The organism is Thermococcus sp. AM4 (assembly GCF_000151205.2).
Lineage (GTDB): Archaea > Methanobacteriota_B > Thermococci > Thermococcales > Thermococcaceae > Thermococcus.
The window spans coordinates 529387-553571 of record NC_016051.1; the positions used below are offsets into that span (position 1 = coordinate 529387).

Annotated in this window: 39 protein-coding genes; 26 read left to right on the forward strand and 13 right to left on the reverse strand. The window is 54.4% G+C overall.

What is annotated here, in order from left to right; genetic code table 11:
• Window positions 1-3 precede the first annotated feature (3 nt).
• The 10 genes from TAM4_RS02825 to ubiE are packed head-to-tail and all read left to right on the forward strand — an operon-like array spanning window position 4 to window position 8505.
• A complete protein-coding gene (locus TAM4_RS02825; protein ID WP_014121726.1) occupies window positions 4-873 on the forward strand; it encodes an ABC transporter substrate-binding protein in 870 nt (289 codons plus the stop codon).
• 1 nt (window position 874) lies between these two features.
• On the forward strand, window positions 875-1813 hold the full coding sequence (locus TAM4_RS02830; RefSeq protein WP_014121727.1) for an iron ABC transporter permease: 939 nt from the start codon (window positions 875-877) through the stop codon (window positions 1811-1813).
• Window positions 1810-2433, forward strand: a complete 624-nt coding sequence (locus TAM4_RS02835; protein WP_014121728.1) for a flavodoxin domain-containing protein — start codon at window positions 1810-1812, stop codon at window positions 2431-2433. Before TAM4_RS02830 ends, TAM4_RS02835 begins: the two co-directional genes overlap by 4 nt.
• Entirely contained in the window at window positions 2420-3190 is a 771-nt protein-coding gene (locus TAM4_RS02840) for an ABC transporter ATP-binding protein (protein ID WP_014121729.1), read from the forward strand. Before TAM4_RS02835 ends, TAM4_RS02840 begins: the two co-directional genes overlap by 14 nt.
• The gene (locus tag TAM4_RS02845) at window positions 3187-4644 is read left to right on the forward strand and encodes a UbiD family decarboxylase (protein ID WP_014121730.1); all 1458 of its coding nucleotides are present in this window, start codon (window positions 3187-3189) and stop codon (window positions 4642-4644) included. The genes TAM4_RS02840 and TAM4_RS02845 overlap by 4 nt, the downstream gene beginning before the upstream one ends.
• Complete coding sequence (locus TAM4_RS02850) at window positions 4634-5530, forward strand: 4-hydroxybenzoate octaprenyltransferase (protein ID WP_014121731.1); 897 nt, start codon at window positions 4634-4636, stop codon at window positions 5528-5530. The genes TAM4_RS02845 and TAM4_RS02850 overlap by 11 nt, the downstream gene beginning before the upstream one ends.
• On the forward strand, window positions 5531-6496 hold the full coding sequence (locus TAM4_RS02855) for an ABC transporter substrate-binding protein (protein WP_014121732.1): 966 nt from the start codon (window positions 5531-5533) through the stop codon (window positions 6494-6496).
• 2 nt (window positions 6497-6498) lie between these two features.
• Window positions 6499-7227: an ABC transporter permease gene (locus tag TAM4_RS02860; protein WP_014121733.1), complete on the forward strand. Its 729-nt coding sequence runs from the start codon at window positions 6499-6501 to the stop codon at window positions 7225-7227.
• Window positions 7203-7835, forward strand: a complete 633-nt coding sequence (locus TAM4_RS11590) for an ATP-binding cassette domain-containing protein (RefSeq protein ID WP_014121734.1) — start codon at window positions 7203-7205, stop codon at window positions 7833-7835. Before TAM4_RS02860 ends, TAM4_RS11590 begins: the two co-directional genes overlap by 25 nt.
• On the forward strand, window positions 7816-8505 hold the full coding sequence (gene ubiE, locus TAM4_RS02865) for a bifunctional demethylmenaquinone methyltransferase/2-methoxy-6-polyprenyl-1,4-benzoquinol methylase UbiE (protein WP_014121735.1): 690 nt from the start codon (window positions 7816-7818) through the stop codon (window positions 8503-8505). The genes TAM4_RS11590 and ubiE overlap by 20 nt, the downstream gene beginning before the upstream one ends.
• On the opposite strand, the gene TAM4_RS02870 is transcribed toward ubiE, so the two are convergent.
• The 3 genes from TAM4_RS02870 to TAM4_RS02880 are packed head-to-tail and all read right to left on the reverse strand — an operon-like array spanning window position 8489 to window position 10375.
• Window positions 8489-9070: a class I SAM-dependent methyltransferase gene (locus TAM4_RS02870; RefSeq protein WP_014121736.1), complete on the reverse strand. Its 582-nt coding sequence runs from the start codon at window positions 9068-9070 to the stop codon at window positions 8489-8491. The two genes, ubiE and TAM4_RS02870, sit on opposite strands and share 17 nt — an antisense overlap.
• Window positions 9067-9852, reverse strand: coding sequence for an NAD-dependent epimerase/dehydratase family protein (locus TAM4_RS02875; RefSeq protein ID WP_014121737.1), 786 nt, complete (start codon window positions 9850-9852; stop codon window positions 9067-9069). Before TAM4_RS02875 ends, TAM4_RS02870 begins: the two co-directional genes overlap by 4 nt.
• A 1-nt stretch (window position 9853) precedes the next feature.
• Entirely contained in the window at window positions 9854-10375 is a 522-nt protein-coding gene (locus tag TAM4_RS02880) for a ferritin (RefSeq protein WP_014121738.1), read from the reverse strand.
• Between the two features lie 300 nt (window positions 10376-10675).
• On the opposite strand from TAM4_RS02880, the gene TAM4_RS02890 reads away from it, so the two are divergent.
• The 7 genes from TAM4_RS02890 (at window position 10676) to TAM4_RS02915 (ending at window position 13956) form a co-directional block, all read left to right on the forward strand.
• Entirely contained in the window at window positions 10676-11287 is a 612-nt protein-coding gene (locus TAM4_RS02890; RefSeq protein WP_014121739.1) for a hypothetical protein, read from the forward strand.
• Between the two features lie 75 nt (window positions 11288-11362).
• Window positions 11363-11908 (forward strand): NADPH-dependent FMN reductase, encoded by a 546-nt coding sequence (locus TAM4_RS02895; protein ID WP_014121740.1) that lies wholly within the window; start codon window positions 11363-11365, stop codon window positions 11906-11908.
• The gene (locus tag TAM4_RS02900) at window positions 11905-12636 is read left to right on the forward strand and encodes a hypothetical protein (RefSeq protein WP_014121741.1); all 732 of its coding nucleotides are present in this window, start codon (window positions 11905-11907) and stop codon (window positions 12634-12636) included. The genes TAM4_RS02895 and TAM4_RS02900 overlap by 4 nt, the downstream gene beginning before the upstream one ends.
• Window positions 12636-13184 carry a methyltransferase domain-containing protein gene (locus TAM4_RS11490; RefSeq protein ID WP_148258592.1) on the forward strand — a complete coding sequence of 183 codons (549 nt, stop codon included), beginning with the start codon at window positions 12636-12638 and terminating at the stop codon, window positions 13182-13184. Before TAM4_RS02900 ends, TAM4_RS11490 begins: the two co-directional genes overlap by 1 nt.
• Window positions 13185-13217: 33 nt before the next feature.
• A complete protein-coding gene (locus tag TAM4_RS02910) occupies window positions 13218-13469 on the forward strand; it encodes a UPF0175 family protein (RefSeq protein WP_014121743.1) in 252 nt (83 codons plus the stop codon).
• Window positions 13466-13621, forward strand: a complete 156-nt coding sequence (locus tag TAM4_RS11750; RefSeq protein ID WP_162467901.1) for a hypothetical protein — start codon at window positions 13466-13468, stop codon at window positions 13619-13621. The genes TAM4_RS02910 and TAM4_RS11750 overlap by 4 nt, the downstream gene beginning before the upstream one ends.
• Window positions 13612-13956, forward strand: a complete 345-nt coding sequence (locus TAM4_RS02915; protein WP_014121744.1) for a DUF3368 domain-containing protein — start codon at window positions 13612-13614, stop codon at window positions 13954-13956. Before TAM4_RS11750 ends, TAM4_RS02915 begins: the two co-directional genes overlap by 10 nt.
• Here the strand turns inward: TAM4_RS02915 and TAM4_RS02920 are convergent.
• Window positions 13946-14542 carry a hypothetical protein gene (locus TAM4_RS02920; RefSeq protein ID WP_048149813.1) on the reverse strand — a complete coding sequence of 199 codons (597 nt, stop codon included), beginning with the start codon at window positions 14540-14542 and terminating at the stop codon, window positions 13946-13948. The two genes, TAM4_RS02915 and TAM4_RS02920, sit on opposite strands and share 11 nt — an antisense overlap.
• A 98-nt stretch (window positions 14543-14640) precedes the next feature.
• Here TAM4_RS02920 and TAM4_RS02925 point away from each other — a divergent pair, with 98 nt between their 5' ends.
• Both TAM4_RS02925 and TAM4_RS02930 read left to right on the forward strand, forming a co-directional pair.
• Window positions 14641-15054, forward strand: coding sequence for a HEPN domain-containing protein (locus tag TAM4_RS02925; protein WP_083820440.1), 414 nt, complete (start codon window positions 14641-14643; stop codon window positions 15052-15054).
• On the forward strand, window positions 15035-15457 hold the full coding sequence (locus TAM4_RS02930) for a nucleotidyltransferase domain-containing protein (RefSeq protein ID WP_014121747.1): 423 nt from the start codon (window positions 15035-15037) through the stop codon (window positions 15455-15457). The genes TAM4_RS02925 and TAM4_RS02930 overlap by 20 nt, the downstream gene beginning before the upstream one ends.
• A 13-nt stretch (window positions 15458-15470) precedes the next feature.
• On the opposite strand, the gene TAM4_RS02935 is transcribed toward TAM4_RS02930, so the two are convergent.
• Window positions 15471-15956: a hypothetical protein gene (locus tag TAM4_RS02935; RefSeq protein WP_048149815.1), complete on the reverse strand. Its 486-nt coding sequence runs from the start codon at window positions 15954-15956 to the stop codon at window positions 15471-15473.
• 76 nt (window positions 15957-16032) lie between these two features.
• Here TAM4_RS02935 and TAM4_RS11595 point away from each other — a divergent pair, with 76 nt between their 5' ends.
• Window positions 16033-16206 carry an antitoxin family protein gene (locus TAM4_RS11595; protein ID WP_014121749.1) on the forward strand — a complete coding sequence of 58 codons (174 nt, stop codon included), beginning with the start codon at window positions 16033-16035 and terminating at the stop codon, window positions 16204-16206.
• Window positions 16199-16576 carry a PIN domain-containing protein gene (locus TAM4_RS02940; protein ID WP_014121750.1) on the forward strand — a complete coding sequence of 126 codons (378 nt, stop codon included), beginning with the start codon at window positions 16199-16201 and terminating at the stop codon, window positions 16574-16576. The genes TAM4_RS11595 and TAM4_RS02940 overlap by 8 nt, the downstream gene beginning before the upstream one ends.
• 23 nt (window positions 16577-16599) lie before the next feature.
• Here the strand turns inward: TAM4_RS02940 and TAM4_RS02945 are convergent, their stop codons facing one another.
• Window positions 16600-17154, reverse strand: coding sequence for a hypothetical protein (locus TAM4_RS02945; protein ID WP_048149818.1), 555 nt, complete (start codon window positions 17152-17154; stop codon window positions 16600-16602).
• 174 nt (window positions 17155-17328) lie between these two features.
• On the opposite strand from TAM4_RS02945, the gene TAM4_RS02950 reads away from it, so the two are divergent.
• The 3 genes from TAM4_RS02950 (at window position 17329) to TAM4_RS02960 (ending at window position 19737) form a co-directional block, all read left to right on the forward strand.
• Window positions 17329-18558 carry an FprA family A-type flavoprotein gene (locus tag TAM4_RS02950; RefSeq protein ID WP_014121752.1) on the forward strand — a complete coding sequence of 410 codons (1230 nt, stop codon included), beginning with the start codon at window positions 17329-17331 and terminating at the stop codon, window positions 18556-18558.
• Window positions 18559-18651: 93 nt separating this feature from the next.
• The gene (locus TAM4_RS02955) at window positions 18652-19167 is read left to right on the forward strand and encodes a rubrerythrin family protein (RefSeq protein ID WP_014121753.1); all 516 of its coding nucleotides are present in this window, start codon (window positions 18652-18654) and stop codon (window positions 19165-19167) included.
• Window positions 19168-19212: 45 nt separating this feature from the next.
• Complete coding sequence (locus TAM4_RS02960) at window positions 19213-19737, forward strand: ferritin family protein (protein WP_014121754.1); 525 nt, start codon at window positions 19213-19215, stop codon at window positions 19735-19737.
• Window positions 19738-19766: 29 nt separating this feature from the next.
• On the opposite strand, the gene TAM4_RS02965 is transcribed toward TAM4_RS02960, so the two are convergent.
• Entirely contained in the window at window positions 19767-20069 is a 303-nt protein-coding gene (locus TAM4_RS02965; RefSeq protein ID WP_014121755.1) for a ferritin family protein, read from the reverse strand.
• Window positions 20070-20109: 40 nt separating this feature from the next.
• The gene (dps, locus tag TAM4_RS02970; RefSeq protein WP_014121756.1) at window positions 20110-20661 is read right to left on the reverse strand and encodes a DNA protection during starvation protein; all 552 of its coding nucleotides are present in this window, start codon (window positions 20659-20661) and stop codon (window positions 20110-20112) included.
• A 103-nt stretch (window positions 20662-20764) separates the two neighbouring features.
• On the opposite strand from dps, the gene TAM4_RS02975 reads away from it, so the two are divergent.
• The gene (locus tag TAM4_RS02975) at window positions 20765-21142 is read left to right on the forward strand and encodes a transcriptional repressor (protein ID WP_014121757.1); all 378 of its coding nucleotides are present in this window, start codon (window positions 20765-20767) and stop codon (window positions 21140-21142) included.
• On the opposite strand, the gene TAM4_RS02980 is transcribed toward TAM4_RS02975, so the two are convergent.
• On the reverse strand, window positions 21139-21615 hold the full coding sequence (locus tag TAM4_RS02980; RefSeq protein WP_014121758.1) for a ferritin family protein: 477 nt from the start codon (window positions 21613-21615) through the stop codon (window positions 21139-21141). The two genes, TAM4_RS02975 and TAM4_RS02980, sit on opposite strands and share 4 nt — an antisense overlap.
• 13 nt (window positions 21616-21628) lie before the next feature.
• A complete protein-coding gene (locus TAM4_RS02985; protein WP_014121759.1) occupies window positions 21629-22090 on the reverse strand; it encodes a peroxiredoxin in 462 nt (153 codons plus the stop codon).
• Between the two features lie 93 nt (window positions 22091-22183).
• Here TAM4_RS02985 and TAM4_RS02990 point away from each other — a divergent pair, with 93 nt between their 5' ends.
• Entirely contained in the window at window positions 22184-22714 is a 531-nt protein-coding gene (locus TAM4_RS02990) for a GNAT family N-acetyltransferase (protein WP_014121760.1), read from the forward strand.
• Here the strand turns inward: TAM4_RS02990 and TAM4_RS02995 are convergent.
• The 3 genes from TAM4_RS02995 to TAM4_RS03005 form a co-directional block, all read right to left on the reverse strand.
• Window positions 22711-23055: a thioredoxin family protein gene (locus TAM4_RS02995; protein WP_014121761.1), complete on the reverse strand. Its 345-nt coding sequence runs from the start codon at window positions 23053-23055 to the stop codon at window positions 22711-22713. The two genes, TAM4_RS02990 and TAM4_RS02995, sit on opposite strands and share 4 nt — an antisense overlap.
• Before the next feature lie 66 nt (window positions 23056-23121).
• On the reverse strand, window positions 23122-23709 hold the full coding sequence (locus tag TAM4_RS03000) for a hypothetical protein (protein ID WP_014121762.1): 588 nt from the start codon (window positions 23707-23709) through the stop codon (window positions 23122-23124).
• A 26-nt stretch (window positions 23710-23735) separates the two neighbouring features.
• A complete protein-coding gene (locus TAM4_RS03005) occupies window positions 23736-24122 on the reverse strand; it encodes a transcriptional regulator (protein ID WP_014121763.1) in 387 nt (128 codons plus the stop codon).
• Window positions 24123-24185 lie beyond the last annotated feature (63 nt).

Genomic DNA, 24185 nt, shown 5'->3' on the forward strand with positions numbered 1-24185 from the left:
ACGATGATAGCGGTCTTTCCAGCGAGTCTCGCGGAAATCGTCAAACTCGTCGGGAAAGCCGGGGAGATAGCCGGGGTGAACGAGGAAATCAGGCTTGACCCCTGCCTTCCCGAGCTGAAGGATAAGCCTGTCATCGGGAAGTACCTCAAGAGGAGCAAGAAGACCTACTGGGACGTTCTGGAGGAGCTTAGGCCGGACCTTATCCTCGACTTCGAGGTTGAGAACCTGCACTCAGGGAACGAGCTGAGGGCCTTTGGGGAGCGTATAGGGGCAAGGGTCGAGCTGATTGACTTCGAGACTGTTGAAGGCCTCGTCGAGGCGAGCAGGAGGATAGCCGAACTGACGAACGGCGATTTTTCAAGGCTCGGTGAATTCTATGAGAAGCACCTGACGAGGCTGGGTGAGATAACTGAAGCCATCGAGGAGAGGCCTAAAGCCCTGCTCACCTACCGGAACTTCAACGTCGTAACGAGGACCAACGTTCTGAGCGACGCGGTTAGAAAAGCAGGGGCGATGAACCTCGGCGAGAGGATACAGACAAGGCGGAAGGTCTATCCGGTAAAGAAGGAGCGCTTCTTCAGGGCCTTCGGCGATGCGGAGCACCTCTTCCTGCTCACGAGCATAATGACGGACAGGGAGAAGATGGAAGAGATAAGGGACGAAATCCTTGACTCGGCCGAGTGGAGGGCAATCGAAGCCGTTCAGCTCGGAAACGCGCACATAGTCGGCTCGGCCCTCGACCTTGAGAGCTTCATGCGCTGGAGTCCCCGCATAATCCCGGGAATCTACCAGCTCGGAAGGTTTGTTCACGGAAGGGCCTTTCCGAAGTGGAAAAGAGTCGCGGGGGAACTCTACTCGCTCTGCGGTGTTTGAGATGAAGAGAGAACTGACTCTGGTAATCCTTCCGGTGGTGGCGGTGCTCCTCGGGGTCTTCGTGGGTAGCTACCCGACCAACCCGCTCCACCTCGATAGCTTAGCCAAGGCCATAATCTGGAAATTCAGACTTCCGAGGACGCTTATGGGTGTCTCGGCCGGAATAGCCCTGAGCTTAGGCGGAATGACCCTTCAGGCAGTTTTCAGAAACCCTCTCGTTGATACCTACATTCTGGGCGTGGCATCGGGAGTGGCCTTTGGCGCAGCACTGGCCGTCGCTTTCCTCCCCTTCATCGGCCTCGCACCGCTCGCGCTCCCCTTCGGCCTCTTGGCGGTTTTCTTAGCCTATTACCTCGCGCGCGTCAACGGCAGGGTCTCTACCGTCTCGCTAATCCTCGGCGGAATAATCGTTACTGCCCTTTTCTCCGCCCTGCTTTACCTCCTCGAACTGCTCCTTCCGAGCGAGAGCTTATCCGGTTTAGTCGTCTGGCTGATGGGAAGCTTGGCGAACTCAACGTGGAAGACGGTGGTTTATTCCCTCCCCGGAGTCGTCCTCATAGCCGTGCTCCTCTACCTCCTCCGCTGGAACCTGAACGCAATGAGCCTCGGCGACGAGGCAGAAATCCTCGGCCTGAACGTCTCCTTCTGGAGAGGGATTTTCGTGTTCCTGTCTGCCCTCCTAACGGCGCTCGTGATTTCCTTCACGGGCATAATCGGATGGGTCGGGCTGATAGTCCCGCACACGGCGAGAATGCTCGTCGGGCCCGAGCACTCGAAGCTGATTCCTGCAACAATCTCGATTGGAATAACCGTTATGGTCTTGGCGGATGTGATAGTCCGCCTTCTTCCGGGGGACATCCCCGTTGGGATAATAACGACCCTCGTGGGAGTTCCCTTCTTCGCGTATCTCCTCAGAAAAACCGGAGGTGGTTGGAGTTGAGGATTCTCATCGTTTACACGACCCGCTACGGAACGACCGAAAGGGCCGTAAAATTGGCTAAGAAGCTCTTCGAGGAGGAAGGCCACGAAGTGGAGGTCAGGGAGGTTAAGGAGAACCCCTCGCTAAGGGGCTACGACCTGGTCGTCATGAGTGCCCCCGTTTACCGCGACGGCCCCCACTGGGATTTGACGGACTGGATAAGCGAGCACCGGGAGGAGCTTGAAGACGTTCCAAAGGCGTTCTTTCTGGTGGCGATGCATTTGGCCGGCTCGGTCTTCATGGGGAAGCTCCACGGTGGAATAGCCTACTCCCAGCCACTGATAGAGGCCTTTGAAGTTCCGCCCTTCTACGGGACGCTCATCGGGGGCGAGATTGACGTTGAAAGGCTCAGCGACGAGGACAGGAGGAAGATGAAGCGCTTCTATGCGGTCCTCGGTGAGAGGCTCGAAAGCAAGAGCCTTTACAGGGAGGAGGACGTTAAAGCGTTCGTGAGGAGGACTCTATTGTATTACGACTGGTTCGGGAAGCACTTCAGGCGGGGCGAGGTCAATAAAGCTAAAGACTTCGACTTCATGGAGAAGGTAAGGGAGATGGAGGCAAAGCTCGATGCTGAGGGCTGATAACCTCTCGTACTCCTACGGGGACTTCGGAATCGAGGGGGTTAGCCTGGAGGTTGAGACGGGTGAGTTCGTCGCCCTAATCGGGCCGAACGGCGCGGGGAAGAGCACCCTCCTGAGGCTAATATACGGCCTGTTGAAGCCCGAAAAGGGGCGCGTCTTCGCCGACGGAAGGGACGTTCTGAGACTCTCCTCTAAGGAGAGGGCAAAACTGCTCGGCTACGTTCCCCAGAACCACGTTCCGACCTTCCCCTTCATGGTTCTCGACTTCGTCCTCCTCGGGGCAACCCCTGAACTCGGGACCTTCGGCTCGCCAGGGAAGGAGCACAGGGAAAGGGCTGAAAGGTTGCTCAAGCACTTCGGCCTCGATGCTTATCGGGAAAAGCCCTACACCGCCCTGAGCGGGGGGCAGAAAAGGCTTCTCCTCCTCGCGAGGGCGATGATGACGTCGCCCAAATATCTCCTCCTCGACGAGCCGACGAGCGAGCTCGACCTCAAGAACGCCCTCCTCGTCCTCGGAACCGTTAAGAGGCTCGCGAGAAATGGTGTGGGTGTTCTGGCGGTTCTCCACGACCCCAACTTAGCCTACCTTTTCGCCGACAGGGTCGTCCTCATGAGGAACGGGAGGATAGTGGCTGAAGGAAAGCCCTCGGAGGTCCTGTCTGAGGAACTTTTGAGCGGGCTTTATGGGGTTAAGCTTAAGGTGATGGAGTGCAACGGGGAAAGGGTTTTGAGGGTTCTCCCGGAGGTGCTCCCATGAGGGACATGCGCGACTATCTGGAATGGCTTGAAGCGAGAGGCGAGCTGATTAGAGTTAGTGAGGAGCTTTCGCCCGAGCTTGAAATTCCCGCGTTTCTGAGGAGGGCGATGTATCAAAAGGCAGGCGCGGTTCTCTTTGAGCGCGTTAAAGGCCACCCGGAGTGGAAGGTAGCGGGAAACCTCTTCACGAGCGTTGAGACCGTTAGGGAAGCCCTCGGCGTTGAAAGGCTTGAGGAAATCGGCGAGAGACCGCTAAAGCTAATGGAAAGCCTGCCCCTTGGATTGTCCGACAAGCTGGCCTCCATCTCAAGGCTCAGGGAGCTAAGCAACTACCTGCCGAAGCTCGTGAGAAAAGCGGAGTTCACGAGGAACGTGGTGGAAGACGAGCCCCTGAACTTCGTTCCGGCCTTTAAAACGTGGCCGAAGGACGGTTCACGCTACCTCACCTACCCGCTCGTCTGCTTCTCGGACCCGAGAGGAATTAACTCCATCAGCGTCTACCGCGTCATGCTCCTCGACGGTGAAAGGGGTGTAATCCACTGGCAGGTTCACAAGCGCGGAAGTCAGGCCTGGATGGACTACCTCGAGAGGAACGACGGCAGAATGTCGGTCGCGATAGCGATTGGCTCCGATATAGGCACTCTCCTGACGGCAGTTTCTCCCGTTCCCTATCCTATGGACAAGCTCCTTTTCGCGGGCTTCGTTCGCGGTTCGGGTTTGGAGCTCTACCGCCTGCCCAACGGTGTCCTCGTTCCGGCAAACGCGGAAGCGGTCATAGAGGGCTACGTTCAGGTTGACGAGCTGAGCGAGGAGGGTCCCTTCGGCGACCACTTCGGCTTCTACGATAAGCCGAGCGAGAGGAACGAGCTCTACCCCGTTTTCCACGCAGAGAGGGTTTACTACCGCGACAACCCGATTTACTACGGCTCGGTCGTTGGGAAACCGCCGTTGGAAGATGCCGTAATCGGAAAGGCCATCGAGAGGATTTTCCTCCCGTTGATGAGGGTCGTTTTGCCCGAGGTCGTCGATGTGAACTTCCCCGAATACGGCGTCTTTCAGGGCGTCGCGATAGTCTCGATAAAGAAGCGCTACCCTGGGCAGGGGAAGAAGGTTCTCAACGCGCTCTGGGGAATGGGGCAGATGGCGCTGACGAAGGTCATAGTGGTTGTCAGCGACGATATCAACCCCCACGACATAAACCAGGTGATATGGGCGATAGCTTCCTTCGTGAACCCCGAGCGGGACGTTTTAATAATCCCGCACGCCCACACAGACGCGCTCGACCCGGCCGTTCCGAGGCCTCCGCTCGGGAGCAAGCTCGGCATAGACGCTACCAGAAAGCTCCCTGAGGAGATGGACGGCAGGGTCGTTGAGGAGGTTAAAGAAGACCCCGAAGTCCTTGAAAGGCTTGAAGACCTATTCATGGAATACCTCGGTGGTAGCGATGGCCTTTGACCCCGGAGAGGTTAGGGAAGCCAACAGGTTTCACGCGCTGATGAGGCTCGTCAGAATAGAGCACACCCTCTTCAGCCTGCCCTACGCTTACGTCGGCGCTTTCCTCAGCGGTTTCCCGGTAACCCTGAGGGAGCTAATCCTGATGAGCCTTGCCCTGCTCGGACTCAGGACTTCTGCTTTAGCCTACAACAACATAGCCGACCTCGACATAGACAGCCAGAACCCGAGGACGTGGAATAGACCGCTGATTAAGGGAACCGTGAAGGTGAGCGACGCCTGGTGGCTCGTCGTCGTTGGCTCGGTAATCTACTTCGTCTCGGCAGTCCTTCTCAACCGCTGGACAGCTCTGCTCAGTCCGATTCCCTGGTTAATAGCGATGAGCTACTCCGGGGCAAAGAGGAAGCACAGCTTCCCCCATCTCCACCTCGGATTAACGCTCGCCCTGGCCGTTGCGGGCGGAACGATAGCCGTCGCTGACAACGCTCCTTTCATAGAAGTCCTCGCGCGGATTCCCTGGGCGTTCTTCTTCGGCGTCCTCTTCTGGGTGGCTGGCTTCGACACGATATACACGATAATGGACTACGAGTTCGACGTTAAGCACGGCGTTGGAAGCATCCCCGCGAGGTTTGGCATAGAGAAGGCCCTCAAGATTGCCCTCGCCTTCCATCTTCTCGCTATAGCCCTCTTCGGCCTGGCTGGATTCCTCTACGGCCTCGGCCGGGTTTATTTAACCGGTTGGCTCGTCGCGAGCGCCCTAATCCTCTACGAGAACGCAATCGTCTGGAAGAGCCTTGACAACGTTCCAAAAGCGTTTAACCTCAACATTCCAATCGGTTTAATCCTCACGCTTTCGGCCATAGCGGACAAGCTTTTAGGAGGGGTTTGAATGAGAAAAGCTTTGGCGTTGCTCCTAATCGGGCTGATTGTGATGGTTTCGGGTTGCATAAGCTCGAACTCGACGAAACCAACGAACACCAACGAGCTTCCCACCGTTAAAGCCGCGACCCTGCTTGGAGGAATCAGCACGCTCGACATAATGGGGGCCAAGGGTTTTGACAGAAAGAACGGCTTCAAGGTCGAGGTTCTCAGGCTCGGCAAGACCCCCGACATAATAGCGGCCCTCGAAAAGGGCGAGACAGACTTCGCGGTAATTCCCGCTGAGATGGCGGCGAAGCTGGCGCAGAGCGGTGTAAGGATTAAAATCATCGGCGTTGATATGTTCCAGAACCAGGCGATAATCGGAAAGGAGAAGATGAAGCCTGAAGAGATGAGGGGCAAGAAAATCGGCGCCGTCGTCGCCTCGGGAACCTTCAAGCTCTTTCAAGCTTACATGAAGGTCCTCTACAACCTCACTCCAGAGGATTACACAGTCGTGAACGTCCCGCCCGGCTCGGTTGAGGACTCGCTCAAAAGCGTTGACGCCGTCGTAATCTGGGAGCCGATTGTGAGCCAGCTTATGGCCAAGAACTACACGGTAATAGCGACGTTTTCAGAGCTCTGGAACGAGGCCAGGGAGCGTGGCATAGTTCAGGGACCGCCGGTAATGCTCGTCTGGGTCGTCAGGGAGGACTTCCTTGAAAAGCACGGGGATTTGGTCAATGCCTTCATAAAGGCCCAGATTGAGAGCGCCAAGTTCTGGAAGGAGAATCCGGCCGAGACGAAGGAAATCCTCGGAAAGCTCTACCACCTCGACAACAAAACGCTTGATATTCTCTACAACAGAACGGAGGTCAACGACGAGAGGCTCAACGATGAGCTGATAAGGGGCATCAAGAGCGAGTGGAAGTTAGCTTACCTCGGGGGCTACCTCAAGGAGAACCCCAAGAACCTCGACATCTTCTACAGGGGTTGAGCATGAGGGGCTGGCTCTACCTTTTCCTCTTTGCACTGGCCTCGTGGCTTGCACTCTCCTACCTGTACCCAGCCCTAATCCCCATCCCAGCGGAGACTTTAGCGTTCTACCGCGAGGTCGGACTTTCCCTAATCTTCTCCTCGCTTCTGCTGACGCTCTACCACAGCTTCTCCGGCTTTCTGGTCGCTTCCCTTCTGACGGGCCTCGCGATGCTTCTGGCGCTCTACTCAGGGGCCTTCAGGGACTTTCTGAACGCTTTAAACGTCTTCCTCCAGAGCGTCTCGGTTCTCGTCTGGACGATAGTCTTCATAATGCTCTTCGGCGTTACGAGTTCAATCGCGACGATACTGGTCACCGCGATGGCGTCCTTCCCGGCACTGCTTTCGGCTGGAGTGAGCTCAAGCGAAAAGGTGGTAGAAAAATACCGCCCGCTGATAGTTCTCCTCAAACCCTCAAAGCTTCAGCTCTACCGGCACTTCATCGTCCCGGGAACGCTCCCCGAGATGGTCTCGGCAGGCAGAGTTGCTTTGGGAATAGCGCTCAGGATAAGCGTCGTTGCCGAGGCCTTTGGCTCCGCTGGCGGAATCGGCTACCAGCTCGTCTACTCCTACGATTTGGGAATTAAAGCCGGTGTTTTTGCCTGGGCACTGCTCCTCATAGCGCTTATGATAGCCCTCGACCAGCTACTCCTGAGGAGGCTCGAGGAATGGGTGAAAGGCTGGTACTGGTGAGGAACCTTAGAAAGTCCTTCAGCGAGCTCATACTCGACGGGGTTAGCCTTGAGGTTAGGGCCGGCGAGGTGGTTGGCCTTATCGGGCCGAACGGGACGGGAAAGAGCACCCTCGTGAAGATTTTGGCCGGAGTTGAGAACCCCGACTCGGGCGAGGTCTTTGTAAAGAATCCCTCCGTCCTCTATCAGGAGGACTACCTTCTGCCGTGGAAGAGGCTGAGGGACAACGTCTGCCTGCCCGCTCGCTTCAGGGGAGGGGAGTGCAGGCTCGAATACGTGGAGAGACTCGGCCTGGAGAACTACCTCGACCTCTATCCAAAGGAAGTGAGCGGGGGGACGAGGAGAAAAACTTCTCTCCTGCGTGCCCTGCTCATGGACTTCGACGTCCTGATTCTGGACGAGCCCTTTACCGGCCTCGACGCGCGCTCCAAAGAAGAACTTCTTTCCATAATTCGGGAATTAGCCAATTCTGGAAAAGGCGTTCTGGTCGTCTCGCACCAGCTCGAGGAGCTCTTCAAGGTCGCCGACAGGGTCTACCTCATAGGCGGAAGGCCCGCGAAGATAAAGAAAACGCTTGGGAGGGAGGAGCTTGGTAAAGGAGCTCTTTGACAGCATCGCGGAGCGCTACGATTTAACCAACAGGCTGATAAGCCTCGGTCTCGACAGGTTGTGGAGGAAAAAGGCCTGCGAGGAGGTTTTAAAGTCCCTTGAGGTCCGCGAAGGGCCGTTAAAAATCCTCGACGTGGCCTGCGGAACCGGGGACATGATGCTCTGCATGAGGAAGAGGCTTGAAAAGCGGAATTTGTCGGGCGAGTTCTACGGCCTCGACTGCAGTGAGGAGATGCTCAGGATAGCGAGGAGGAAGGTCCCCTTCGCGAGGCTGAGCGTCGGAACTGCCGAGGAGATGCCTTACTCGGACGGAAGCTTCGACATTGTCAGCGTCGCCTTCGGCCTCAGGAACTTCTCCGACAGGGAGCGGGCAATCGAGGAACTCCACCGCATTCTGAAGCCTGGCGGAAGGCTCGTAATCCTTGAGTTCTCAAAAAGCCCATCGCTCCTCGGAAGAATGACATGGCTATACACGAGAACGGTTGTTCCCATCATCGGGAAGCTGACCACCGGTAACGGAAAAGCCTACGAACACCTTGTCAACTCGATAGATGCCTTCCCCTCGCCGGAGGAACTTAGGGGAGAGTTCGAGAAGAGGGGTTTTAGGGCAAAAAGCCTTCGCTGGCTCTTCCCGAGGATAGCGTTCATTCTCGTTATGGAGAGGCCCTGATGAGCCTCACGGCACCGTTGACGAGCCTTTCCTCCTCAACGTCAAAGTCCTCCCCCCGAAGGAGTGCCGGAAGGTCTGTTCTGAAGTCCGTTCCCGTGAGCCGTGAGGTTAAAACACTTATCCCGGAGAGCAACGCCCTGAAAGCCCTGTTTTCAGGAGGGGAACACTCCATAGCGAGGAGAGAACCGTTGGGTTTTAAAACGCGCTTTATCTCCCGAATAACCCTTTCCTTCTCCGGAACGACGCAGAGGAAGAACGTCGAGACGACGGTGTCGAAGCTCTTATTCGGAAATGGGAGACTTCTTGCGTCCGCTTGAATCAGCTTAACCGGGACCTCGGTCCTTTTCCTTCTCGCTTTTTCAAGCATTTTTCTGCTGATGTCGACTCCAATGACTTCCTCCACGTTTCTGTAGAGAGGAAGGTTCAGGCCCGTTCCCACGCCAAGCTCGAGAACCCTGCCTTTGGCCTGAGAAATCAGTCTTTTTCGAGCTTTCCTTATTCCGGTCGGCCTTTCGAGGAGGCCGTTGATGGGCTCGTAAACGTAGCTCGCCAGGTCGTACCTCAACCCAACCCCTCCGCCGTCCACTTAATTGAGTCATCGAGTTCCCTAAGCACTCCTAAAAGCTCAAGGGCGTCGTTTCTCTCGCAGGTGTTCTCGGTTAAGGCCATGAGGAGAGAACCGTCAAGCCTTCCGAGGAGCCTTATGATTGACTCCGGAGCCGGAAGAAGGAGCACCCTCCTCCCGGCCTCTCTCATAACTTTCCTCACGAGCTCGCCGAGCGAAATGACTTTTCCTCCGCAGGCGTTGAACTCGCCGTTTTTGCCTTCCACGAGCTTTAGGTAAAGCCCGGCCAAATCCCTCAAATCAATCGGCTGAACTCTTGTTTTCAGGTTGGAGAAGACCTTAAATCGTAGGGTGTCGCGAAAGAGCCTCTGCCCCGGACCAAGGACGAGCGAGGGTCTCACTATCGCGTGCTTTCTAACCTCCCTTACTGTCTTCTCGCCGAGGGCCTTGGTCCTGAAGTAAGGAATCCTTGAGTTCTCGTCCGCTCCAAGGGCGCTCGTGTGAATCAACCGCGAGCCGGTTCTTCTCGCGCCTTCAGCGATAAGCCTTGGAATCTCAACGTGAGCCACCCAATAATCGCCCCTGAGGACTCCTATGAAGTTGACCACCACATCGGGGTTCAGCCCTTCGATTAAGGCAGGTATCTCGGCAGGATTGGAAAAGCGGACGGTTTTAAAGCTCTTAACTGGCCTTCTGACGGCGAGAACTACTTCGTCAACCTTGGAAAGGCGGGAAGAAACGAAAGAGCCGATGAAGCCCGTCCCGCCGAAGACGAGAATCAACTCACCCACCCTGGGCTAAGAGCGTTCTCAGCTGGGCCTTCCTCGCGCCCAGCTCCCTGTCGAGCATGAAGAGGCCGTGCGGATTGTCGCCGATTATCCTAAGCTTGTCCACTATCGCCTTTGTGCTCGCTTCCTCCTCGACCTGCTCCTCGACGAACCACTGGAGGAACTGATAGGTCGCTCTGTCCTTCTCCTGCTCGGCCAAATCAACGAGCTTGAAGATGGACTGCGTAACGCCGACCTCGTGGAGGTAGACCGCCTCGAAGGCCTTGAGCGGGCTCTCGAAGTCCTGCTTGGGCTTCTCAATCCTCTCAAGCTCAACTCTTCCGCCTCTGTTGAAGATGTAGTCGTAGAACTTCATCGCGTGCCCGAGTTCTTCCTCGGCCTGCGCCTCCATCCAGCTGGCAAAACCGTCGAGGCCCCTCTCCTTGAAGTAGGCCGCGATTCCGAGGTAGAAGTAGGCAGAGAAGAGCTCCTTGTTGAGCTGTTCGTTCAAAGCTTTGAGCATCCTTTCGCTCAGCATGATATCACCTCACTTTTTCTTGTTTTCGAACCTTATAAGTTTATCTATCGAACCTTTGAATTGGACTGTCAGAGTGAATGTATTTGGGCGTTTCATTGGCAGTTCTCCAAAAACCCACCTTTGTGTAATCAAAATGATGAGTTTTCCCTGAAAATTCGGGGAAATTTTGTCGTTCTGCCAGAGATGTTTTAGATTAGCCCACCAAAAGTTCATTAGGTAAACCGAAAAAGTTATATCTCAGAACATCACTGGTCAGTATCGAGAACAAACCCACATAAGTGGGTAGGGAGGTGATTGGAAATGGCGAAGACGAGCTTTGAGGAGGAGATTTACCTGAGAGCTTTGACCGGAAGGCTCGTTGGGAAGGCCTTAGCTGACCTTGGACTCAACAAGGTTGCCGTCGTGGCAAGTAAGAACATCATCTGCTCCAGCATAGCGACCGCGACCGAGGCGACCTTCATAACCCTCAGCGGGGGCGTTACCTACCACTTCCTTGCCGAGAAGGGCAAGGAGGCCGAGCTTGCCGAGCGCGTCAAGGAGTTCGCCCCTCAGGTTACCGTTCTCCAGTTCGGCGGTGAGACTCCGATAGAGGAGACCAAGGAGATATTCGTCGAGACCCTCAGACAGTTCGCCGAGAAGGACGTTCCCGGAGCGTTCGTAGTCCACGTCAGGATATTCGCGGCTGGAGGACTCAGCGAAGCGCTCAAGGACGAGAAGATTAAGGAGTACCTGAGCAGGAAAGACCTCTTCGTCTACACCGTCGGCTTCGACGAGGGCAAGGTCTACGTCAACAAGATAATCCTCAATGGCGAGGAGCTCAGGCTCGAGAAGCTCGCCGAGTACCAGGTTACCCTCGAGCACGCCGACCTGCTCAACCGCTCGCTGAAGGACAGGAGCGTTACCTTCGCCTGATTTCCCGGCTTTTTGTTCCCCATTTTTGTCCCATAAGGTCTTTAAACGCATAACGGTACTCTTCTCGGTGTTGCTATGAAGGTTAAGATAATACTCGGAACGGGGAGAGAGGGCAGGGAAAGCGAGAGGGTTGCGAGGTATCTCCTCAGGAAAGCGAAGGAGCGCTTCGACGCCGAGCTCATAGACGTTCGAGACTACAAACTCTGCCACACCCATCGCTGGAAGGTTCCACCCGAGGTTGAGGACTACCGGCGGAAGATAATCGAGGCCGACGCCCTAATCATCGTCGCTCCCGAGTACAACGGCGGTTTTCCCGGAGAGCTGAAAGTTCTGCTCGATACCCTCTTCGAGGAGTACGAGGGGTTGCCCGTTGGAATCGTCACCGTTTCGAGCGTTACCGGCGGGGCAAGGCTCCTGCAGGAGCTCAAGCTCCTCGCAACGAACTACCGTATGCTACCCGTCTCGTGGGTGCTCTTCTACAATGTAGGCGAGCTTTTCGAGGGAGACGAGCTAAAGGGCGAGAAATACCGCGAGAGGGTTGAGAGGTTTTTCGAGAGGCTTGAAAAGTACGCAAAAGCCCTGAAGCCGATTAAGGACGAGGTCAGGAGGGAGCTGAGATGAGAATCTTTAGGGTTCCGAGGGAGCCCGGGGCTGGAGGAACGATAATCCTCGCCATGATTGGTGGCTTACTCCTCAGTGGTGCCGACCTGAGGGGCTGGCTAATCGGCCTCGCCGTCGCTTTAGTTACTTTCTTCACCTTTGACTACGCCTTCGACTCCTACCGCGCGTGGAAGCTCAGAGATATGGCCGTCGCGCTGGGGCTCAACGGTCTGGCGTATCTCCTCCCTGCTTTCTACTGGGGAACGGTGGACGAACTCGTCGTTCCCCTCGCCATCGTCGGAGTTATCTTCGCCCTTCATTTCGCCTTCTCCCGGGCAAAGGGCTGGAAGGACCCGGTAACGTATGCGCTCGGCAACCTACTACCTGCTGTCCCGGCCCTCTTTGCTCCGGCCGTGGCCGGTAAGCCCTTTACGGACAAGGTTCTCGTCTTCTGGTTCCTCCTGGCTTACTACGAGGCCATCGGAGCGGCCTACGTCGAGACGAAGCTCGCCTTCAGGAAGTTCCCGCGGAAGTACCCGCTGATAGCCTGGATTCCCGCTTTCATTGTGGTTCTCTACAACCCCTACCTTGCAATAGCTCTCATTGAGCCAACAATTAGACTCGTGAGAAACCTGAAGGACGCCACCTACGTGGCCAAGATAGAGGACATCAAAAAGCTCGGCTGGAGCGTCTTCAGGAGCGTGATGCTCCTCTACCTCCTAACGCTGGCGATACTCTACCTGACGTGATGGCCATGCCGTTCAATCCCGCCTTCGCGGACGCTCTCGACAACCCCGAGCGCAGGAGGGCGCTTCCGATAAAGGAGATACTGCGCTATCTACTGGCCCTGAAGATGGAGAGAAAGGTAGCCGTTGACATCGGAGCCGGAACCGGCTACCTCACCGTCCCGCTCTCGTGGGCCTTTGAGAGGGTTTACGCGGTCGAGGCCAACTCGAAGATGGCAGAGCTACTGCGGGAGAACATCGAGGGCCGGGGCATCGCGAACGTTGAGATAATTCTCTCCGAGAAACCGCCCGAGCTTCCGGAGAGGCCAAACCTCGTCGCTTTTTCCCTCTCGCTCCACGAGGTCGGTGACTGGCGGGGCTATCTGAGATGGGCGTCTATGGCGGACTACGTTCTCGTAATCGAGTGGTGCCCCGAATCGGAGCGAGGTCCACCGAGGGAGGAGAAGATTCCGCGAGAGGAGCTGATTGAGCTTGAGGACTTTGAGGTCGTCCTCTCGAGGGTGCGGTTTCCCTACTACCTCGTGATTCTGAGGCCTGTGCGAAGGGGTTAAATAGTTCTGGAACAAGACGAGAGTGGTGGGAGGATGGGAAAGAGAATAGTTGTCGAGCTTCCTGAGATAGTAAAACTACCCGAGGACGAGACAGAGGAGAGAATCAAGATTGAATTGGCTATAAGGCTTTACGAGAGGGGAATACTCTCTTTCGGCCAGGCGAGGAAGCTCGCTGGGCTGAGCAAGTGGGAATTTCTTGAGATTCTCGCGAGGGAAGGCAAGGGAATTCCTTACGACGAGGAGGAGCTTGAGAACGACCTCAAAGTCGTGGAGGAGCTATCATGAGAGTTGCCGTAAACTCATCGCCACTCATATTTCTCGCCAAGCTTGGACTGCTTCACGTTCTTGATGGGCTCTTTGACGAGGTCTACTTACCGATGCAGTCTACTACGAAACCGTTGTGGAAGGAGTTGCGCATGAGGAGGCCGTGGATATAGCAAAGGCAGACTTTTTGAGAAAGGTCTCTCCTCAGAATCAGAAGCTTGTTAAGTTCCTGCTTGAGCTGGTTGATTACGGGGAGGCCGAGACGATAGCGTTCGCCATTGAAAAGGACATTGATTTGGTCGTTCTTGACGACAGGGAAGCGAGGAAAGTCGCAAGGAGTTTCGGACTGAGAGTAACCGGAACGCTTGGAATCCTGCTTCTTGCCAAGAGGAAAGGCCTGCTTAACGAGGTTGGGCCTTATGTAGAAGAGCTGAGAAAGCATGGATTCAGAATCTCCGATGAAATCGTGCAAAAAATATTGAAAAGCGCTGGAGAGCTTAAATCTTGATTGAGATTTCAGCCTTGTCGCTCTTCTTGAGTTGAATGGCGAAGAGGGCTTTTTCGATGGAGCGCTTGCGGAGGTAGGAGATTATCGTTAGAACAAACCCGACAAAAGAGGCTATCGAGCATATACCAAGCACAGCCCAAAGATACGACCAGTTCTTAACGACCAAGTTGTCAGCAACGAGCGCCAGCTCCACGAGTCCAATGTAGACTCCAAGGCCAAGCCATGCGGTAAGTGCGTCTTTGAATGCTTTGTTCTGGTATTCGTGGGCTTTTTTGTATCCTGATTCAAGGAGATTAATTTCTGGTTCCTTGGGATAGTCTCTTTTATAAGCCTCCACGAACTCTTGGGCGTCTGCTTGAACTTCATATATTGCCATCAAAACTGAGAAGATTCCAAGAGGAATGAATGCCATACTGGCCATTACTGCAATAAAACTAATAACCCCTCCTGAAGAGTTATCTAAGTCAAAGGCAACCCATGGAGTTGCCAACCCAAGAACAAAGGAGCCGATAAAAAATACTATTAATAATCCTTTATCGTAATCTCCTTTTAGCTTCTTCTCAAGCCTATCGACGGAGTAGCCCATTTCCCTCCTCCCTCCGGGTATTTATGTATTTCCCTCCTCCCGGAGGGTATAACACTGGCCGAAGGCGTTAAATACCGCCTACCGTATCTTCCCACATGATGATAAAGCGGAGCGAGTACGAGCGGTGGATGAAGCAGGCCGAGAGAACCCTTGCCTCAGCCCGAAGGGATTTGGAGGAAGGCTACTACGAGTGGGCCAGCTTTAAGGCCCAGCAGGCAACGGAGCTGGCAGTTAAAGCGTTACTGCGCGGTCTTGGCTACGCTCCAATCGGCCACTCAATCACGCGCCTTCTCCGAGAGCTCAGGGCTGAAGGTTTTAGAGTTCCGCGGGAAATTCTCAGTATGGCAATGGAGCTTGACAGGAACTACATAGCCCCCCGCTACCCGGACGCTTATCCCGAAGGCGCACCTTTTGAGTACTACTCCGAGGACGTTGCAAGGGAGCTTATTTCCTACGCGGAGGAAATTATGAAATTCGTGAGGGGGTTTGTTCGTGATTCCCAGAGAGCTTGAGAGGTTTGTGCGAAGGCTTGTCAAATACTTCGGCGGGGACGTCACGATAATTCTCTTCGGGTCGCGGGCAAGGGGAGACTTTAACAGGGCCAGCGACTACGACCTCATTGTGGTCTCCAAGCGGCTGAAGGGGAATCCCCTGAGGAGAACGCGCCCCCTCTACGCTCTGAACGAGGACTTTCTGGAGGTTGACATACTCGCCTACACCCCATCGGAGTTCCTCCGGGCGATGGAGAACCTCTCGCCTTCCGTTCTCGACGCGATGAAGGAAGGAATCCTGCTCCACGACAATGGGTTTTACAAAATCGCCAAGAGACACTTTGAGGAGCTGAAAAGAAAAGGGCTCAAGAAAGATAGATATTGGAGAATAAGGATAGTTTCCAAGGAGAACGAGCATGTTTAGTGAGGATTAATCTCTAAACCTTAATTGAGATTTCCGCGTTCTCAGAGCCCTTAAGTCTGATTGCTAGAAGCTCCCTCTCGTAGTTTCTCACCCGCAGGTAGGAGAGTATCACCATTATAAAGGCAAGCCCCGAGATTATGAAACCAATATCAATGATGTATCCTGTGGTCTTTACATCGGGAACGTTCTTCATGAGTTCTTCGCTCCACGTTGTGAGGTATTCGCCGTTCAGCATGGCATACCAGCCAAGCAGAGCCCCGGCACCGCTCAAGAGCCACCCTCCGACTATTTCGTGGAAACCCTTCGTTGCAGTGGCGAGGACATCTTTGTAGGCTCGCTGAAGATGTTGAAGCTCGGATTCGTCTCTGTAGATAGAACTCGAACGGTAGTAGGAGAGTGCTTTTTCCAAGGCCCCGTGACCGCTGTCAAGGAAGTTCATGACGCCGTACGCAAAACTTGCTCCACCAACGACAATCAAAAATACAGCCCAGCCTATCATTTCCCTTCTCCCGAAGGGTATAATACTGGGCGAAGGGGTTAAATACCGGGAAGTCAAACATGGTCTGGTGAGAGGTATGGGAATAATTGTTGAGGCCGTCTATGAGAACGGCGTTTTTAAGCCCCTCAAGAAGGTTAACATTCCCGAGCGGGCGAGGGTTAGGATTAGGGTCGAGATTTTCGGCCTGCTGAAGGACTGGAGTGTGGACGCTCAACAGCTAAAGGACGAGCTGAGGGAAGTTCATGGCTGAGTACTTCGCCGACACCTACGCTCTCGTCGAAATTCTAAAGGGAAATCCAAATTATGAGAAGTACTCTTCGGCGGAGCTTTACACGACAGAATTCAACCTTTTGGAGCTGTCCTATGCCCTCGTTAGAGACTTTGGAGTTGAGAAGGCTGAGGAGATACTGGAAATCATGAAAAGCTCAGTTACAGTCGTTATTCCGGAGGTTCACCACTACGTTCTCGCCTCCGAAATTCGAATAAGAGAGAGGAAGAACGGAAAAAAACTGTCTCTCATAGACTGTCTCGGCTACGTGATGGCCAAGAGCCTGGGCGTGAAGTTCCTGACTGGAGATAGGGGATTCAGGGAAATGGAGAACGTGGAGTTCGTGAAGTAACAAACGCTTGAAAAATTGAAAAGCTAAATCTTGATTGAGATTTCGGCCTTGTCGCTCTTCTTGAGCTGGATTGCGAAGAGGGCTTTCTCGATGGAGCGCTTGCGGAGGTAAAAGACTATTATAAAAACGAAGTCAATGGTTCCAAAAAGTGACACGAGGAGTAGAGCTATCAAATTGGGGGTTACTAAATGTAGCCAGCCCTTCCACAGAGCTATCTCTGCGAATGCTAAAACTAACCCCGAATAAATCCATCCCTCAAGAGAGTACTTAAAGGCATTTTCTGTATACTCTAAGGCTTTTTTGTGAGCAAGTTCAAGCTTTTCCAGTTCCGTCTCTGTCTTTACACCCCACTCTTTGAGACAGGGTATAAGTAGCTGGGGATTTGATACAGACAAGTAATAAAATCCAACGGGTATTGCAAATGCAGGGGAATAAGGGAAGAAAGTTGAGATAATACCATCGATTCCTGAGGTCTCTGGTAGTGAGTACATTGCCCACCACATGAATATAAACCCGATTAAGAGAACGCCATAAAAGAGATTCTCTGATTCCTTTTCGGGTGAAGGACAGTCTACCATTTCCCTCCTCCCTCCGGGTACTTATAGATTTCCCTCCTCCCTCCGGGTACTTATAGATTTCCCTCCTCCCGGAGGGTATAATATCTGGGAGAAAGCCGTTCCGAAAACCAAAGCTCTCTCATCTCGCGTGAAAACCTTTTTATTCGGAAAACCGAACTAAAACCGGTGATAGTCATGGTGAAGGCCAGAGTTGAGAAGCTCTGCACCGACCCGGAGCTCTACATCATCAGGATTGACGATGACGAGATTAAGTACTTCGAGGCAACCTGGTACATCCCCGAGGGGATAACCTACAACGCATACCTGATGAAGCTGAAGGACGCGGTTGTGCTCTTCGACACGACCAAGGCGGACTACGCCGACCTGTTTCTCGAAAAGCTGAGGGAACTCGTGAACCCGGAGGAAATAACGCACATCATCGTCCACCACACCGAGCCGGACCACAGCGGGGCTCTGCCAAAGGTCCTCGAGGCCAACGGCTACAGAGCCCAGGTCATCGGAACGGCCTTCGCGAGGAACCTGCTCGAGGGCTTCTACGGAAAAGACGTCGTTAGGAACTTCAAGGTCGTCAAGGACGGCGAGGAGATGAGCATCGGCGGAAAGACCTTCCGCTTTATCACCGTCCCCTGGCTCCACTGGCCGGACACGATGATAACCTACGTCGTCGAGGACAGGCTGATATTCAGCTGTGACGCCGGCGGTGGCTACTCGATTCCAGAGACGATAGACGACAGCGACGAGGAGGTCGTTCAGCGCTATCTGCCTTACGTCACCAAGTACATCGTCACCGTTATCGGCCACTACCACAAGTACATCGTCCAGAACATCAAGAAGCTCAAGAACCTCGGAATCGTCGAAGACGCCAAGATGATCCTGCCCGGGCACGGAATAGCGTGGTGCCACAATCCAAGGAGAATCTTCGAGTTCTACGAGCGCGTCGGGGCTGGCGTTCCCGAGAAGGACAAGGTTCTCGTGGTCTACGACTCGATGTACGGCTTCGTTGAGCGGAGAATGGAGATAGTGCTCGACGAGCTTAAGAAGCTCGGAAAGAAGCCGGTAGTTTACCGCTTCACCGACAGGGAGGCTCCAGCAGTTAGCGACATCCTCGGCGAGGTTCCAAGCGCGGAAGCCATAATCATCGGCGCCTCAACCTTCGAGGCCGAGATACACCCGCGCATACGCTACACACTCTTCGAGATACTCGATAAGGCCAACTACGAGAAGCCCGTCCTAATCGTCGGAGCGTACGGCTGGGGCGGGGTTGCGGGGAGGAAGATAGAGACGCTGATAACGAGGAGCAAGTTCGACCACGTGGCAACGGTCGAGAGCAAGGGAATGCCAAGCGAAGAGGACGAGGCCAAACTGAGGGAGGCCGTCAGGAAGCTCGTCGAGTGGGCTTCGTGATTTCCGCTTCTCTTTCTCTTCTCAATAGCTTTACTCCCCCTTGGTTCGAAAAGTGTTATATACTTTCGCTTCCATCTCAGTACGGTGTTTTCCATGCCCGTGGAGAGAGCCATGACCAGGAAGTTTTTGGAGGACGCCTTCGCCGGCGAGAGCATGGCCCACATGAAGTACCTGGTTTTTGCCGAGCAGGCCGAGAAGGAGGGCTTTCCAAAGGTTGCCAAGCTTTTTAGAGCGATAGCCTACGCGGAGTTCGTCCACGCTAAGAACCACTTCATAGCCCTGGGCAAGCTCGGGAAAACCGAGGAGAACCTAAAGGAAGCCATAGCGGGCGAGACATTCGAGGTCGAGGAGATGTACCCCGTTTACAAGAACTCCGCCGAGTTCCAGGGTGAGAATGAGGCCGTCAGGAGCACTCACTACGCCCTCGAGGCCGAGAAGCTCCACGCCGAGCTTTACGAGAAGGCCAAGGAGACGGTTGCGAAGGGCGAGGACATCGAGGTGAAGAAGGTCTACATCTGCCCGGTCTGTGGCTACACCGCCGTGGACGAAGCCCCTGAGCGCTGTCCCGTGTGCGGTCTGCCGGGCGAAAAGTTCGTGGTCTTCGAATGAAAATTGTTTTTAACTCTTCTTTCGATCTAATTTTTGGTGATCGAAATGGCTCCGCCCGAACTCGACGAGGGGCTTCCCCTCGAAAGGATTAAGGAATTCTCGCTTGAGGAACTCCTTGGAATGGCCATAAAGGCCGAAATCGGCGCGAGGAAGTTCTACGAGAGCCTGGCTGAGAGAGTAAACATCGAAGAGCTGAAGGAGAAGGTGAGCTGGCTCGCGGGCGAGGAGAAGAAGCACGAGGAACTGCTGAGGAAGATTTACGCCGAGTTCTTCCCGGGAAAGGAAGTGGTCTTTCCAAAGGAGCACATCGGGCCGGAGCTTCAGCCCGTTGCCAGGAAGCTCGATAAGGTGGAGGACATAATCGACCTAATACGGTGGGCGATGAAGGCCGAGGAGATAGCGGCTAAGTTCTACGCCGAGCTTGAGAACATGGTCGAGGACGAGAGGAAGAAGAGACTCATGCGCTACCTCAGCGACATGGAGTGGGGCCACTACTATAACCTCAAAGCCGAGTACGAGCTCCTCCTCGACTGGGCGATGTACGACCAGATGATGCACGTTGGGCCTTAATTCGAGCTAAATAGTAGAAAGGAGCGAAATTAAAGCTCCACCTTTATTCCCGTCTCCTCTTCAACCTCCTCAAAGCCCTCCTTCATGTACTTCGCGAGCTCCTCGTCAACGGCGAAGAGAACCGCCAGGAACTCTCCAAAGTGCTCCTTCTCCTCGTTGGCGACGTCGAGGAAGACGTGCCTAATCTTCTCGTCCTCGATATGCTCCGCCAGCTGCTCGTAGAAGCTTATCGCGTCGAGCTCGGCCTCGATGGCCCAGCGCAGGGCCTGGGCGATTTCCCTCTTCGTTAGGGGCCGGCCCTTCGGCAACTCAAACGGGTATTTCGCGAGCATGGTATCACCACCTCAAATTCACTTTCAATCCTAATAACCTTCACCTCAGGAACTTCGAGACGAAGGGACTCTCTCCGGGGACGCCCCTCCTAAAGTGGCCGCTCGGTTTGCCCGTCAGGAGCTCCTCGAACCAGGCCTCGTGCTCAATCTCCTCGTGGAGTATTGCCAGAGCCAAATCGTAGGTTCTCGGGTCCTTTCCGAAGGTGTAGCTGCATATCTCCGTGTAGACGCCGACGGCACAGCGCTCCGCCTGGAGGAGAACCTCGAGGATTTTCTCAACGGTCGGCTCCTCCGGAAGGTAGGCGTCGCTGCACCAGGCCATCTCCACGAAGTCCCGTATGTCCCTTGGCAACTCGCCTCCAAGCTCGTAAATCCTCGGCACCAAGGCCTCGAAGTGGTTTCTGTCCTCGATGCGGGCGTCTTCGACTATCTCCTTTATCGCCTCGCCTTCCAGACCGGCGGAATGGTTCCGCAGGAGGGTGTAGTAGTAATAGGTCGTGAACTCGGCCGCGGCCGCTTTCAAGAGCATCTCCAGAAGCTTGTTTACGTCCAGCCCAGCCCTTTCAACGAGTCTTCTGTTGTGTTCCGACATGGGTTTCACCGATAACAGTTGGTGCTTCTACTTAATAAACTTTTCTATTTAGAAGTTACTTCTAAATAGGTAGCTTTATAAGTTGGGAATCAAAGCCCCTACCATGTGGAAGGAAAAAGCCATCGAAGAGCTCAGGAGATGGGGATACAAACTGACACCTCAGAGGCTTAAACTCCTTGAGGTTCTCGAGGAACTCGGGTCAAAGCATCCGGCGATGACCGAGGTGCTCGCAAGAATCCGGGAAGAATTTCCAACGGTCAGTTTTTCGACGCTTTACTCCAACCTGCTCACTCTCAGGGAGCTCGGCCTCGTTGAGCTGTTCTCCCTTGATGGGGAGACGAGGGTCGAACTGAACACAAAGCCCCACCTCAACCTTATCCACGGCGAGGAAGTTACGGACCTCGACGATGAAGAAATCATCGAGGCCATCAAAAGAAAAGTGGGAAGGAACGTTCGCCTCGTCAACGTCGTCCTTGACTAATCAACCTCAAGGCTGAAGTCCTGGTAGTCCATCCAGATGCCTGTCTTCATAACCGCGTCGTACTGGGCTTTGAGCAGCTCGTAGTGGGCCTTCTCTATCCTCGCCAGCTCCTCGAAGAGCCTTTTAACTGAGTCATGCCTTGCTTCCTTCGCGGCCTTCTCGTAGAACTCCCAGGTGAGCTTTTCCTGCTCCATCCCAATCCTCACGGCATCGACTTCGCTTTCAATCTCCCCGGCTTTGACGAGAAGCTTTTCAAGGAGCTCTTCGCTTACTGCCGGCAACTTGCACTCCTCGGCAACGCGCTCAAGGAACCTCTCCTCGAACTCCGCCCAGTGGTCGGCCTCCTCCTTGGCCAGGAAAAGGAACATCTTCTTAGCTTTCTCGTCCTTCGTCTTCCTCGCGAGGTCGAGGTAAAAGCGCATCTCGGCCTTCTCAACCTCCAGGGCCAGAGCTAAAGCCTCAAGCTCGTCCATAAAACCACCCCCGCTATTCTTTGCCGATTAGGCCTTTGGCCACTTCCAAAACCTTCGCCGCGTGGCCCTTCGCGCGGACGTTGCGCTTCTCCCAGACTATTTTCCCCTCGGGGTTCAGTATGAAGGTGCTCCTAATCGCTCCCTCGTACTCCCGTCCATAGCGCTTCTTCTTGCCCCACGCTCCCAAAGCCCTGTGGAGTTCAGCGTTCGGGTCACTGATTAGCCTGACCCTCAGGCTGTGCCTCTCCTTGAAGCGGGCGTGGCTCTTCGGCGAGTCCCTTGAGACGCCAATCACCTGAAAGCCGAGCTTTTCGAACTCGTCTATGAGCTCGGTGAACTCCTTTGCCTCTGTCGTACAGCCGGGTGTGTTGTCCTTGGGGTAGAAGTAGAGAACCGTCCACCTGCCGAGAACCAGATCCCTCAGGGGCTTCTCGGTTCCATCTTCGTCGAGAACAACGATGTCCAGATAGTCCATCCGATCACCGTTTTAATTAGGTCACCCTAATTGATAAACCTTTCGCCGCAAGCGTTAAAATCCCGATTCATTATCGGATGGCAGGGGAAGAGCATGAGGATTGAGAGGGTCCCCAACCCACCGGATGTGGAGGATGAGCTTTTGGAATTCGTTTTCAGAGTTTACAGGGGGACTGGAGGAGCGTATCCAGCGTTGGAATGGGTCGAGGAGAAACCCTCGCCGGGCGATTTCGAGGGTTTTGAGCGGGTTTACCGGCCGTTTCTTCGCTTCAGACTTGGGGAGGAATTCGACGAACTCTACGTTCTGAGGGACGACGAAGGGAGAATCGCCGGCACGGTGGCGCTGGTTTACAATCTCAGGGGAAAGAAAGTTTGGTGGGTCCCGGAGGAGATAATCGACTCCAAGTCCGGCCTGGTGGAGTTCTTCATGGTTGATCCCGAACACAGGGGAAAGGGTTACGGGTCGAAACTCCTCAACTTCGCCCTCAAGAGGCTTGGAGAGATGGAAAAAGTGCCCTATGTGATAACATTCCCCGAACTGGAGGCCTATTCCTACTACCTTCGGAGGGGGTTTCGCAGGGTTATGGACTACGGGAGGTTCGTCGTTCTGCGGTTTGAGCCCTAAAGACCAAGTTTCCTTCTAACCCTCTTCTCGAACTCCGCGAAGTTCGGAACTCCTATAAACTCCACCCTGTTGTCGATGAGTATCGTCGGCGTTCCGAGGATGTTATGCTCCACGGCCTTTCTCTGTCCCTCTGGCGTGGCAACGCTGAGTTCTCTCGCCACGACACCCTCATATTTCCGTTCGAGCTCTTTGGCCATCTGGACGGCAATCGGACAGTATGGACACCCCGGGGCCGTTATGACCTCGATGACGACCTTACGTTTCGGCTTTACCTCAATCATGCCCGCTCGCTTCATGAGTTCCAGCATCCTCTTTCTCCTTATCATCTCCAGCTCGTCCATGCCATCACCCGGGAGAAGAATCCTCAGAAAAATTAAAACGCTAACGGCGGAAATCCACAGAACTCTTCAATCAACGGCATTCAGGTGAATCGCGAGCAGGACGGCGAAGAGCACCGCGAGCGCTATGTGGGCCTTCTTCCAGCGCTGGTACATCTTCACGTATCTGGCAACCTCTTCCTTCCGTCCGGCCTTTGCAAGGGCGAGTATCTTTCTGTTTATCGCCCTGCCAATGAAGCCAAGGGCGTTGAGGGCAATGAGAGTTATCCCCATAGCAAGACCCGCTATACCACCGATTCCCGCGTAGTTCCCGCAGGAGAGGAAGTGGACGAAGACCAGAACCGTTCCCGTTATCGTCAGGGCGTGGTGAATCGTCATTGGCGATACGGGACCTATGAAGGTCACGTACGGGTGCTCGGGCTGGATCTCAAAGCCCCACCTGTCGCCTCTCCTGTGTCTTATCAGGAGCTTCCGCTTTGTGAGGGCATAGTAGGCAACGCCCGCGCCAATCAGCACAACGCCGAGCACTGCGAACGCTGTATAGCCGGCATCGTACTCGTTCTCGTCCTCTTTTTCGTTTTCATCCGCGAGAACTAAGGGCACGAGCAGAAGGAACAGGAACAACACGGCGATTAGCTTCTTGCCATTATTTTTCATACCAAACACCTCAAAAGTTTTCACACTCAGCCGAACAGCTCTATGCAGACCCTGCACTCCCTGGGATTCACCTCGGGGTCAATCTTTGAGTGGAAGGTGCACGCGTAGCCCTTCCCCAGGAAATCGAGTGAAATCCTGACGAGCTCGGCGTGAATTCTGTACTCTCCAGGCCTCTGAGAAACTATCCGTTCGGCGAGTTCCGCTATTTCCCCGTCGATGTCCTCGAACCTGGAAACGTCTATCAGAGCCCCCCTGTCCATCCTGAGATACCTCGAAACCGCCGACTGAGTTATGTGGAGCAACTCCGCTATCTCGGTCTGCTTTAATCCTTTCTCCCTGAGGTGTTCCACGAGGCGTCTCCTCAGGGAAGGATAAACGTAGCGCGAGGCAACTTCGAAGGCGCTGACCTTCATGCTCGTGAAATGACGTGTGGAATATATAACCTTTGTTGGACAGTTCTGCCCAGAAATCCTTAA

What these genes read in the sequence shown, in the direction of transcription:
- TAM4_RS11595 (WP_014121749.1), top strand. Translation starts at nt 16,033, where the DNA reads ATGGGAATAATTGTTGAGGCCGTCTATGAGAACGGCGTTTTTAAGCCC.
- TAM4_RS02955 (WP_014121753.1), top strand. Translation starts at nt 18,652, where the DNA reads ATGCCCGTGGAGAGAGCCATGACCAGGAAGTTTTTGGAGGACGCCTTC.
- TAM4_RS03005 (WP_014121763.1), bottom strand. Translation starts at nt 24,122, where the DNA reads ATGAAGGTCAGCGCCTTCGAAGTTGCCTCGCGCTACGTTTATCCTTCC.
- TAM4_RS11590 (WP_014121734.1), top strand. Translation starts at nt 7,203, where the DNA reads ATGGGTGAAAGGCTGGTACTGGTGAGGAACCTTAGAAAGTCCTTCAGC.
- TAM4_RS02845 (WP_014121730.1), top strand. Translation starts at nt 3,187, where the DNA reads ATGAGGGACATGCGCGACTATCTGGAATGGCTTGAAGCGAGAGGCGAG.
- TAM4_RS02965 (WP_014121755.1), bottom strand. Translation starts at nt 20,069, where the DNA reads ATGCTCGCGAAATACCCGTTTGAGTTGCCGAAGGGCCGGCCCCTAACG.
- TAM4_RS02985 (WP_014121759.1), bottom strand. Translation starts at nt 22,090, where the DNA reads ATGGACTATCTGGACATCGTTGTTCTCGACGAAGATGGAACCGAGAAG.
- TAM4_RS02990 (WP_014121760.1), top strand. Translation starts at nt 22,184, where the DNA reads ATGAGGATTGAGAGGGTCCCCAACCCACCGGATGTGGAGGATGAGCTT.
- TAM4_RS02925 (WP_083820440.1), top strand. Translation starts at nt 14,641, where the DNA reads ATGATAAAGCGGAGCGAGTACGAGCGGTGGATGAAGCAGGCCGAGAGA.
- TAM4_RS02980 (WP_014121758.1), bottom strand. Translation starts at nt 21,615, where the DNA reads ATGGACGAGCTTGAGGCTTTAGCTCTGGCCCTGGAGGTTGAGAAGGCC.
- TAM4_RS02840 (WP_014121729.1), top strand. Translation starts at nt 2,420, where the DNA reads ATGCTGAGGGCTGATAACCTCTCGTACTCCTACGGGGACTTCGGAATC.
- TAM4_RS02995 (WP_014121761.1), bottom strand. Translation starts at nt 23,055, where the DNA reads ATGGACGAGCTGGAGATGATAAGGAGAAAGAGGATGCTGGAACTCATG.
- TAM4_RS02890 (WP_014121739.1), top strand. Translation starts at nt 10,676, where the DNA reads ATGGCGAAGACGAGCTTTGAGGAGGAGATTTACCTGAGAGCTTTGACC.
- TAM4_RS02945 (WP_048149818.1), bottom strand. Translation starts at nt 17,154, where the DNA reads ATGGTAGACTGTCCTTCACCCGAAAAGGAATCAGAGAATCTCTTTTAT.
- TAM4_RS11750 (WP_162467901.1), top strand. Translation starts at nt 13,466, where the DNA reads ATGAGAGTTGCCGTAAACTCATCGCCACTCATATTTCTCGCCAAGCTT.
- TAM4_RS02895 (WP_014121740.1), top strand. Translation starts at nt 11,363, where the DNA reads ATGAAGGTTAAGATAATACTCGGAACGGGGAGAGAGGGCAGGGAAAGC.
- TAM4_RS02920 (WP_048149813.1), bottom strand. Translation starts at nt 14,542, where the DNA reads ATGGGCTACTCCGTCGATAGGCTTGAGAAGAAGCTAAAAGGAGATTAC.
- TAM4_RS02935 (WP_048149815.1), bottom strand. Translation starts at nt 15,956, where the DNA reads ATGATAGGCTGGGCTGTATTTTTGATTGTCGTTGGTGGAGCAAGTTTT.
- TAM4_RS02860 (WP_014121733.1), top strand. Translation starts at nt 6,499, where the DNA reads ATGAGGGGCTGGCTCTACCTTTTCCTCTTTGCACTGGCCTCGTGGCTT.
- TAM4_RS02830 (WP_014121727.1), top strand. Translation starts at nt 875, where the DNA reads ATGAAGAGAGAACTGACTCTGGTAATCCTTCCGGTGGTGGCGGTGCTC.
- TAM4_RS11490 (WP_148258592.1), top strand. Translation starts at nt 12,636, where the DNA reads ATGGCCATGCCGTTCAATCCCGCCTTCGCGGACGCTCTCGACAACCCC.
- TAM4_RS03000 (WP_014121762.1), bottom strand. Translation starts at nt 23,709, where the DNA reads ATGAAAAATAATGGCAAGAAGCTAATCGCCGTGTTGTTCCTGTTCCTT.
- TAM4_RS02880 (WP_014121738.1), bottom strand. Translation starts at nt 10,375, where the DNA reads ATGCTGAGCGAAAGGATGCTCAAAGCTTTGAACGAACAGCTCAACAAG.
- TAM4_RS02900 (WP_014121741.1), top strand. Translation starts at nt 11,905, where the DNA reads ATGAGAATCTTTAGGGTTCCGAGGGAGCCCGGGGCTGGAGGAACGATA.
- TAM4_RS02825 (WP_014121726.1), top strand. Translation starts at nt 4, where the DNA reads ATGATAGCGGTCTTTCCAGCGAGTCTCGCGGAAATCGTCAAACTCGTC.
- TAM4_RS02855 (WP_014121732.1), top strand. Translation starts at nt 5,531, where the DNA reads ATGAGAAAAGCTTTGGCGTTGCTCCTAATCGGGCTGATTGTGATGGTT.
- dps (WP_014121756.1), bottom strand. Translation starts at nt 20,661, where the DNA reads ATGTCGGAACACAACAGAAGACTCGTTGAAAGGGCTGGGCTGGACGTA.
- TAM4_RS02975 (WP_014121757.1), top strand. Translation starts at nt 20,765, where the DNA reads ATGTGGAAGGAAAAAGCCATCGAAGAGCTCAGGAGATGGGGATACAAA.
- TAM4_RS02910 (WP_014121743.1), top strand. Translation starts at nt 13,218, where the DNA reads ATGGGAAAGAGAATAGTTGTCGAGCTTCCTGAGATAGTAAAACTACCC.
- TAM4_RS02940 (WP_014121750.1), top strand. Translation starts at nt 16,199, where the DNA reads ATGGCTGAGTACTTCGCCGACACCTACGCTCTCGTCGAAATTCTAAAG.
- TAM4_RS02850 (WP_014121731.1), top strand. Translation starts at nt 4,634, where the DNA reads ATGGCCTTTGACCCCGGAGAGGTTAGGGAAGCCAACAGGTTTCACGCG.
- TAM4_RS02950 (WP_014121752.1), top strand. Translation starts at nt 17,329, where the DNA reads ATGGTGAAGGCCAGAGTTGAGAAGCTCTGCACCGACCCGGAGCTCTAC.
- TAM4_RS02960 (WP_014121754.1), top strand. Translation starts at nt 19,213, where the DNA reads ATGGCTCCGCCCGAACTCGACGAGGGGCTTCCCCTCGAAAGGATTAAG.